Source organism: Burkholderia sp. Bp9012 (genome assembly GCF_003853825.1).
Taxonomy (GTDB): domain Bacteria; phylum Pseudomonadota; class Gammaproteobacteria; order Burkholderiales; family Burkholderiaceae; genus Burkholderia; species Burkholderia diffusa.
In genome coordinates, this window is the sequence record NZ_QTQA01000056.1 from 1 (window position 1) to 9201 (window position 9201).

The following is a 9201-nucleotide window of genomic DNA, read 5'->3' on the forward strand; positions in this document are numbered from 1 at the left end:
GAATGCAAACATGCTTCACCGAGAGAGAACGTTAACCATGAACTGGGACGATGCCCGTGTTTTTCTGGCAGTTCATCGCGCCGGGACGCTGCGCGAGGCCGCAGTCGTGCTCGATGTCGATCAGGCTACCGTGGGGCGACGGCTGACGGCGCTGGAGAAAGCGCTGGGCGCGAAGCTGTTTCTCAAGACGTCGTCCGGCTATGTCGTGACGCAGATCGGCGAGGATTCGCTGCAGGCCGCGGAAGAGATGGAGCAAGCGGCGTGCAAATTCGAGAGGCGCGTCCACGGCTCGGACGACCGGCTCGAAGGCGAGGTTCGGGTGACGACGACCGATTCCCTGGCGATGGATTTCGTTGTTCCCGCGATACGGGCGTTGCGACGGAAATGCCCCGCGATACACGTGATCCTGACGACGTCCGTCCAGGTACTGAACCTGACCCGGCGCGATGCGGATCTCGCGATTCGAACCGTGATGCCGGAAAACCCCGATCTCGTTCGGCGGAAGCTGGCCGAGTGGGAGGTCGGGCTGTTCGCGAGCCGCGAGTATCTGGATGCACATGGGGCGCCCGTGACCGGATCCGCTTTCGACGGGCATGACCTGGTTGTCTACCAGCCTTCCATCACCTCCAATCAGGCACACACGCTGTGCGGCGAGTCGATGGAACGCGGGCGCATCGTTGCGCAAGTCAGTTCGAGCCTGATGCTGGCGACATCGATCCGGTCGGGCATCGGCATCGGCGAACTCCCCGTGTATATGGCGCAAGAAGACGATTCGCTCGTGCGAATCTGGCCCGACAGGACGCGCGCCGCGCCGTATCAGGTCTGGCTCGTGTCGCATACGGACCTGAACCGGACGGCGCGCGTTCGGGCGGTCACCGCCGAGATCGCTGCTTCGTTCGATCGCTATCGATAGCGGCCGGGATTTCGCTGGCGCGGGGCATCTTGCTCAACGGGGCTGGGTTTTACGCATCGAGAGCGTGCGTCGCGCGGCATACCAGCGAGGCACGATCGCGACTGCCGCGACGATCGCGAAGAAGGGAATAGCCGTCGCCAGCACGTGACTGCCGGTACCGAGCAGGCCGCTGGACACAGTGGCCGCGAGCGACGCACTCCCGATCTGGAAGAAGCCGACGAGCCCGGACGCCGTGGCCGCGCGTCCGTGTTCGCTCGCGATGGCGCCCGACACGGCGAGCGACAGCGACGATCCGTTCGACAGGCTGACGAGGAACATCGGCACTACGATCGCGACGATGCCTTCGACGTGCGACGACTCGCACAGGGCGAACGCGATGCCGCCGGCCACGAAGCAGCTCACGCCGGCCACGACGATTGCATCATAGGACATCCGGTCGAGCATGCGGCGCGAGATCATGTTGGCGGACACGATGCCGGCGGTGAGCGGCAGATAAAGCCAGCCGCTTTGCTGTTCCGACAGGTCAAGGCCGGAGAAGATGAACGGCGACTGCGTCAGGTACACGAACCACGCGCAATAGATTGCGCAGACTACGAGCGTGTACCGGGTGAATGCCCGGTCCCCGAGCACGTCGGCGAAGCCGGCCAGCGGCATGGCGCGATGTTGCCCCGGTGTGACGGGCGGCCGCGTTTCTTTCAGAAGCAGTTGGACAAGCACGAGCGCGACCCCGCCAAACCCGGCGACGAAATTGAAATCGCTCCGCCATCCGAACCACGCAGCCAGATATCCGCCGATCGCGGGGGCGATTGCCGGAGACAGCGACACGAGCGGATACACGATGCTGTAGACCTTTGCGGATGCCTGCTTGTCGCAGGTGTCGGCGATGATCGCACGACCGATGACGAGGCCGGACGCCGCGCCGAGGGCTTCGAGGACGCGCCAGCCGAGAAAGCTCGCGAAACCGCCCGCGTTTGCGCAGCCGATCGAGCCGAGGATGTACAGGAGGATGCCGGCCGTGAGCACGGGTTTGCGTCCCCATCGATCGGAGAGGGGGCCGTAGAACAGCTGCGCACATGCGAGCGCGATCAGGTAAGCCGATACCGTCTGCGGCATCTGCCATGCGCCGATCGAAAACTCGTGGGCCATCGACGGCATCGCGGGCAGGTAGACGTCGGACGCGATCAGGCCAAAGGCGCTCAACATGGAGACGACGAGGATGAGTGAGAAGTTGGACATGGTCGCTGGGTGGTGGTGGCGGAGCGCGTGAACGGATTGACGTGACGACGCGCGTTGAGCGGCCCTGGGAAAAGGCCGGAGGCGATCTTACGGCGTGCGATGCGGTTCGGGAGCGAGTGGAATTGCATCGCTCGGATGCATTTTTGCGGGCGGTCGAAGTGCGGGGGCGGGGAGGCGCGTGGGTTGCGGCGTCAGGACCGCCGCCAGACTCGTAACCGAGGCCGCGCATAAAGCGTTCGCTTTGGCCACCCACTTGGCGGCCTACGCTGGTCTTGCCCCGGTCACCCGGCGCTCAGGCTCATCCATCTGTGGCGAGCATCTATCCAGACGCGGCAACAAGGTGCTCAAGCGCGCCTTGTTCCTATCCGCCTGCTAGCTGGCTCGCCCACGATGCAGGCTTCCACGTTGGGCAGACGCTCCACATTCACATCGAACACGGCAAGCTCATCATTACGGCCGCACAGATCGCATCCGCAGTGACGCAGGCAGAGCAGATCGTCACCATTCCCGATTGCAGTCGACCGCGATAACTACAAGGGGCGCTACTGCGGCCCTTGGTCATTAATTAATAGCACTCACATTTGTAGTCTACTATCGTATATTTCGGAGAAGCCGGCTTAGGCTCAATCAGTCGACCAAAGCGATTTGATTCCTTGCATGTGTCGGCACACCGCCTCAGTTTTCCATTGTATGTTTCCGGATTCGAAGTTGTTCCTAAAGTTGCAATAAAACAAAAGATGACGATAGATGCAACCATCAAAAATACAGGATCCTTAAATGGCCGAGTCATACGGAACCCACTCCGTGCAAGTAAATTTACGACGATCAGACCAACCTTCTGGAACGATGCTTTGAGTTTGAAAATCCGGTTGACGTCTGCATTGCCTACCTGAATTGTCAGTCATCCCTAGCGGCGAGTCGCCAAAATATTCCTTCGCGTAATATTGTTTGATGGTTGGCATACTCCACTGTACGTTAACTCCGACCCATTCCCCTGGAAGGACGGGAGAAGGGAACGCGAGGTTGGAGACGTCACCATAGATACCTCTGATCGACGTGCTTCTTGAAAGAGTTGGCAGCGGTGGCTGCGTACTCGCGCGATAAAGATTCCCCATTCCGAGTAATACAGGTCCGGTCTGAAGACCAAGCGAGTCAATCCAGCTTATCGGATTCAGTGCGTACTGATAGACGTTCAGGCCACCGGCCAGCTCAATCGGGTCCTGAGTGATGTACCGCCCCACCTGTGGATCGTACGTTGCCGCAATTCGCTGGAAGTTTGGCCCCGATGACGCCTGGGCTATTTGGATTATGTCGACCGTACTCGTAGTATTGCGTGACTCCGGTAGTACTGTAGAGCAAAATGCCGGCATGTCCACCCAGCCAATTACTTGTTTTCCCATTCGCATACTCGATCGGATAATCAGGCTCCGGCTGCCGGCGGGACTGCGGTGCGCACGCTGACCCCAACTCAGCGCGCGCTGGATGCGCAGGCTTGGCTGGCTACTAGCCGCGAGTTGGGGCATGAGCGAGCGCAGATCATGGCGGTGTATCTTGGGAGTTGGAGTTGCCCATTGCGCCGATAGTTCGTTAATCGATGTTATTTATCTTTTCGCGCCATTTCCAAACCGAATTTGCGAAGCTTGTTGCGCTCGGCCCCTTCTTTGGGTAGCACTAGTGACAAGACGTCCACACCAAATTGAGCAATGGTCTGGGAGTGTTTTTCACCGGAGAGCCACATGCGGCGGAAAGCACCCAGTGCAACTTGGATAGGGTACTTTCTCGCGATCATATCCCCGACAGAGAAGCGCAATGTCTCATCGTTATATTCTTTTGAGTTATTGATTACGGATTCTAATAGGGAGCTTTCTTGGTCGGAGGTGAGCTTATCGAATTCGTTGTAAATTGCAGAAATGAAGTAATCTATGCCATTCTTGGAAAAAACTAGAGGGTCTGATAGCACCTCCAGATACAGTGAGAATATGTCCTTGGGAAGTGGTGAAACTAATAACGAAAGGTACTCTAACTCAAACGCAATCTCGGCTACCTCTTTTCGTCTGGGGTTAGCCGGTAAAGCGCGTATCCGAAGTCGGAGGTCGTTAACAGTAGTCGTCATGGTACAGCCACGTTAGCAGGGAGAGTCCACCATAGAGGTGGCACCAAGGATGCCAATCGCCGCAGCTCACGAATAGCGCTACGAACTCGAAGCGCCGCAAGATTTTGCGGCCATTCGCTCATCGCTTCACTTGCCAGTCTGGGTTTCTGTCTACTCCTTCCCGGCAAACATACTCTTGTACCAAACCCCTTTTGGATTGTTCAGCCAGTCAAATCTCTTATTCCTCGCGAGCGGACGAAAGGGTGAAAGGGGTATCCTATAGCGCCACAAAAGCACAATCAGTTCACGCATTGAATCGCTACTTAAATCTCTAATCGAGATATGCAATAATAAATCCCTTCCATCCCCCTTGATACTGCGGATGGCGGAAATGCCATTAAATCCATCGAACAACCTGCTTTCGTCGCATTTTGAATAAAAAGAACCTAGTCTAATTCTGATCAGCATATTAAAGCCTCAATAAATTCACCGCCTGTGACCGCCGGGATAGATATTGTCATAACGCTCTGGATATTGAACATCCCAGTGCGGTCCTCCATGAGCATCACCACCAGGCCCCGTAGGGACCCAAACGCCGCCTTTCTTGTCGCGCCACCCCCACCCTTTAGGTGATTTAACCCAGTCATCGCCGCCTTTGGGTGAGCAAAAACCTTCGGCCTTTCCTAGCTTTCCCGGAGCTTTCGGTACGTCTGGATCGTAAGCATTACTTCGTTCTGCCGGTAGGAGTCGTCGTACTCGGGTTGGTCGAGAAACTCGATAATAGGCGAGCCATCTGACGCGGTGTCGGTCCGGGCACACGGTGGCGATGCGCTGGTTGAGCGCGTCGTACTCGTGCTGGAGCACGCCCACGAGCGGCTGGCTCAGGCGAGTGTAGTGCTGCTGCTCGCGCATCTTTTGGTGGTCGGTATGTAATCCATAATATCGTTGGTCCCTATCAACCATCCTTGACCTTCTCAGCTAAAGCGGTAGCAGATATACCGTCAGTCAAAGCTTGAGAGTACTGGTTACGACATGCCAACCCAGGATTCCTTAAGAGATAACAGCCTGGGGGGTAACTAGCCAAGAGAGAAATCTCCAGGTCGAATGTACCCAGAAGTTTTATCAGCTCGGCTGTATTTTTGTGAAACTCTAGCCATGACCTAGAGGTCGAGCGTTGAGGGGCGATGTGCTCAGCGGCTTGGGGACGGGGCTGGGAACGCGTATTCCGGCAATCCCTTGCACCTAGCTGCCTTGCCGCCAAACCATTGGGTGCCATCAAAGCTACATGGCGAATGAAAATTGTCCGCCTCAAATCGACAGTCTGAAAATTCACAATTCAGGAAGCGGCAATAAGCGAAGTTAGATCCACGGAATACACAGCCAATGAATTTGGTGTCGACAAAAAGGCAGCGATTGAATAGCCCCCAATACCAATTCAAATCCTCCAAGGAGCACGACAAAAAAACAGAATCAACATTTTTTCCGTCAAGCGAAAAATTTTTGAGTGTGCAATATCTGAGAACAGATCCTTCCAGCATCTTCGATAGCGACGATTCGTCGCTGAACTCTACATATTCGATTGGCATGTCAACCTCATTTTCTTTTATGTCAGGAGCGAGCGGAACGGGCGCTAGCTCTTCGCGAGTCCGTCGAGAAATTACGGCACCGGAATCAAGTTGCGTGGCGGGAACAGAACTCGTAGGCTTTCACTTATTATCCAATAAACGATCCCAATTCACGCCATCGCATCGACAATTTTTGACTCGGTGTTATCCGAGGGGCGGGAGTGCCAGCGCACCGCATGCACAACGCAGCTTCAGCGTCACTTGTGTCGGCTATCGAGGTGCTGCACCAGTCAATTTTTCTTCATAGTCAGCAAGCATGGCACCTATCTTTTCGCTCTCGTCAGAGAGGGTGGGGAGTTCTCCACTATCATCAATTCCCTTAAGAAAATAGTATTCGAGATCAGATTTGATAGAATCCCGCCTAAGAATTTGCAGATACCTTCTGGAGTAACGACGCCTAACCTCACTCAAGGTGAAGGCGCCACGACTAGAAAATTTCGCATCTGCTTCAGCGACTTTCTGGGGAGACCAGTCGGCCGTCATCTCGACCACATCGTTGACAGCCATCTGTAACCCTCTTTTTGCATCTGAAGTTGACTTCTTCTCCAAATTCTCAAGGAATGCTATAGGCTGATCTTCCGGGTTTTGGCTTTTTTCCCAAACGGGCACAAACCAATCCACATAGCACACAAAGAAGATTTTCAACTTCTCATAAGCGCTAGGTGATGGCTTTTGGGATATCATGGTGATCATTATTTGCAAGTGCATTGGCCGGCTGGTACTGGCTTTCCAAATTGAGCTAGCGCGGCAGGCAGGTATAGCAATGGCCTCGCTGGATTGATAGGCGAGATACCATTGATCAAATTTCTAGAGATTCCACCACTACTTTGAACCTTTCCATTCAACTCAATCAATTGCTGGTCACGCCCACGAATGGCACGGTAGCTCGGCGAAGACCTGTCCAGGACGGGGGCAAGAAGTCTTCAGCCGTCAAGTACGCTTGACCGTAAGATCCATTTTTCACGTTGGTTTCCGAATCCTCATAACCCGACGTTCTTCCGCTATAACACTGCCCAGTTGTCGGATCGTATCGGGTGTAAGTTTGATAAGTTTTTTCGCGGGTCAGCTTATCCAGCGATTTTGTTGTCGCAGTTGCCAGCCTATCCGCTAGCAACTTTCCATCGGGAATTGCAGACCCCAGAATCGGGCCAACAGGCGCCGGAATGGGATAAGCCTGTAGCCCTCTCGGTTCGATGTTGCTCAGCGGGTTGCCGGCCACATAACTGTAAGCATTCAGTCCACCTTGCAGCCTGATTGGATCCTTGCTGACGTAGCGCCCCACCTCCGGGTCGTAGTACCGATACCGGTTGTAGTGCAGCCCCGATTCATGGTCATGGTACTGCCCCTGGAACCGGATGGGGTTGGCGATCAGTGCCTTCCCCGATGCCTTCCTGATCGCCTCCTGCGCGACTCCCCAGGCGCGGTACTCTGCGCTCCACGCAATTTCGCTCTGCTCGTCCGTCAGTTCCTGCGGTGTGCCGAGGTGATCGCATTGGTACCACGCCAGGCAGTTGACGGCCGGTGCGGGCGGGTCTTCGTCCTGCCGGTAGTAATCGCCGTACTCGGGCTGGTCCAGCAATTCGATGGCGTCGTCGCGCACCGCCTGCGCCACCGGCACAAAGCTGCCGGGGTTGTACACGTAGTGGGTGGTGCGCGCACCAAAGCCGTCTTCGTCGGCGATCTTGCTCTCCCACGCCAGCGTATCGCCATCCCAGCCATACAACGTGAAAACGCATTGCAGCTCGCGGTTGCGCTTCACGCGCTCGGCTCGGTTCCAGTGTGGCCCCGCTTCCCTTCTTTCCTCGTAGTGCGCCTGGCTGTGCTTGTACAGGCGCCGGCCGAGCGCGTCGTAGGTATAGTTGACCTTCAGGCGATCATCTTCGTAGTGGGTGAGGCGGTCGAACAGATCTCCGACTTTTCCTAGAGCCGCGAGGAAGGGGAGAGGCAAGCTTACGATCAGTTTGGGCCTGATGCGTCAATTTCCAATATTTTTCAAAAATCCATTCTCAATATTAAAGCGGACGTCGCCAAACCAGATGGCATTCTTCTCCTCTTTAACAAGGATGGAGTCGGCTGGTCGAGCCGCCGCCTCTGCCTGCAAGCGCTTAACAAGGGTGTCGCTCTCCATTCCCTTCCAGGCATCTCCAAGAAGATTTTCTATGCTGTTTAACGCGGCATTGCTCGCGCTGAGGCTTTGGTTGGCGTAGCTTAGACTGATGGAACGATCTACCCACAGGTATGCTAATATTGCGCATAATGTCAACAATATAAATATTATAGAATGGTAAATGATCGATTTCATAGTTCGCCTAATTCCTTCCTGCGTTGAATACATCCCTCGAGAAGGTTCTGCAGTGATTTGCATTCCATGGTGTCCAGCTATATGATTTTCGATCTACATTATTGGCAATGTCTATAGCGTATTCGGCAGCTTTTTTCTCATCCACCGTAACATCGCATTTGAGTTCGGTTTTGGTGCCTTTCCCTGCCTTCCTTGATAAGGCTTCACTTAGCACATCAAGTGACTTTTGAGTGGGTTGACCGTCCGCGCCGAGAGACAGATTGGGGACGCTTACCCGTCGTACGTTGCCGGAATTCGCTGGAAGTTTGGCCCCGATGATGCCTGGGTTATTTGGATTGTATCGACCGTACTCATAGTATTGCGTGACTCCGGTAGTGCTGTATAGCAAAATGCCGGCATGTCCGCCAAGCCAAGTACTTGTTTTCCCATTCGCATACTCGATTGGATAATCAGGAAATAGTACGCCACAGGCTGCCAATCCAACTGGGTCGATATTTCCAGTCGGATTGCCAGCCACATAGCCGTATATGTTGATGCCTCCGCTATAACCAATCGGATCTTTGCTGACGAACCTCCCCACCGTCGGATCATAGTACCGATGCCGGTTATAGTGCAGCCCCGTCTCATGGTCATGGTACTGCCCCTGGAAGCGGATGGGATTGGCGATCAGCGCCTTCCCCGAGGCCTTGCGGATCGCCTTCTGCGCAACACCCCAAGCACGGTACTCCGCGCTCCACGCAATCTCGCTGTACTCGTCCGTCAGTTCCTGCGGCGTGCCGAGGTGATCGCACTGGTACCACGCCAGGCTGTTGATCGGCGGCGCTGGCGGCGGAGGGCCCCACAGCGGGTCTTCATCCTGCCGGTAGTAATCGCTGTACTCGGGCTGGTCGAGCAATTCGATGGCGTCCTCGCGCACTGCCTGCGCCACCGGTACGAAGCTGCCCGGCTCGTAGACGTAGTGCGTGGTGCGTGCGCCGAAGCCGTCCTCGTCGGCGATCTTGCTCTCCCACGCCAGCGTGTCGCCGTCCCAGCC

10 protein-coding genes and 1 pseudogene are annotated in these 9201 nt (G+C 55.5%); 2 read left to right on the top strand and 9 right to left on the bottom strand.

Translation table 11 applies throughout. From position 1 onward, the window contains the following. Window positions 1–37: 37 nt before the first annotated feature. Complete coding sequence (locus DIE11_RS35625) at window positions 38–913, top strand: LysR family transcriptional regulator (protein ID WP_124629820.1); 876 nt, start codon at window positions 38–40, stop codon at window positions 911–913. A 33-nt stretch (window positions 914–946) separates the two neighbouring features. Here DIE11_RS35625 and DIE11_RS35630 read toward each other — a convergent pair whose 3' ends face one another. After that, window positions 947–2149, bottom strand: a complete 1203-nt coding sequence (locus tag DIE11_RS35630; protein ID WP_124629821.1) for a multidrug effflux MFS transporter — start codon at window positions 2147–2149, stop codon at window positions 947–949. A gap of 181 nt (window positions 2150–2330) precedes the next feature. Here DIE11_RS35630 and DIE11_RS35635 point away from each other — a divergent pair. After that, window positions 2331–2519, top strand: a pseudogene (locus DIE11_RS35635) (transposase); the annotation flags it as partial. 403 nt (window positions 2520–2922) lie between these two features. Here the strand turns inward: DIE11_RS35635 and DIE11_RS35640 are convergent. The 8 genes from DIE11_RS35640 to DIE11_RS37475 form a co-directional block, all read right to left on the bottom strand. Continuing rightward, window positions 2923–3672: an RHS repeat-associated core domain-containing protein gene (locus tag DIE11_RS35640; RefSeq protein WP_148093067.1), complete on the bottom strand. Its 750-nt coding sequence runs from the start codon at window positions 3670–3672 to the stop codon at window positions 2923–2925. A gap of 74 nt (window positions 3673–3746) precedes the next feature. Further along, window positions 3747–4262: a hypothetical protein gene (locus DIE11_RS35645; protein ID WP_124629823.1), complete on the bottom strand. Its 516-nt coding sequence runs from the start codon at window positions 4260–4262 to the stop codon at window positions 3747–3749. A gap of 465 nt (window positions 4263–4727) precedes the next feature. Continuing rightward, window positions 4728–5204 (bottom strand): polymorphic toxin type 37 domain-containing protein, encoded by a 477-nt coding sequence (locus tag DIE11_RS37610; protein WP_124629824.1) that lies wholly within the window; start codon window positions 5202–5204, stop codon window positions 4728–4730. Window positions 5205–5431: 227 nt separating this feature from the next. After that, window positions 5432–5827, bottom strand: a complete 396-nt coding sequence (locus DIE11_RS37615) for a pentapeptide repeat-containing protein (protein ID WP_124629825.1) — start codon at window positions 5825–5827, stop codon at window positions 5432–5434. Between the two features lie 249 nt (window positions 5828–6076). Beyond that, window positions 6077–6550, bottom strand: a complete 474-nt coding sequence (locus DIE11_RS35660; protein WP_124629826.1) for a hypothetical protein — start codon at window positions 6548–6550, stop codon at window positions 6077–6079. A 166-nt stretch (window positions 6551–6716) separates the two neighbouring features. Further along, on the bottom strand, window positions 6717–7814 hold the full coding sequence (locus DIE11_RS35665; protein WP_311767605.1) for an RHS repeat-associated core domain-containing protein: 1098 nt from the start codon (window positions 7812–7814) through the stop codon (window positions 6717–6719). Window positions 7815–7841: 27 nt separating this feature from the next. Further along, a complete protein-coding gene (locus DIE11_RS35670) occupies window positions 7842–8168 on the bottom strand; it encodes an Imm58 family immunity protein (RefSeq protein WP_185633882.1) in 327 nt (108 codons plus the stop codon). A gap of 7 nt (window positions 8169–8175) precedes the next feature. Then, the coding region (locus tag DIE11_RS37475; protein WP_124629829.1) for an RHS repeat-associated core domain-containing protein at window positions 8176–9201 on the bottom strand (1026 nt) is incomplete at its 5' end.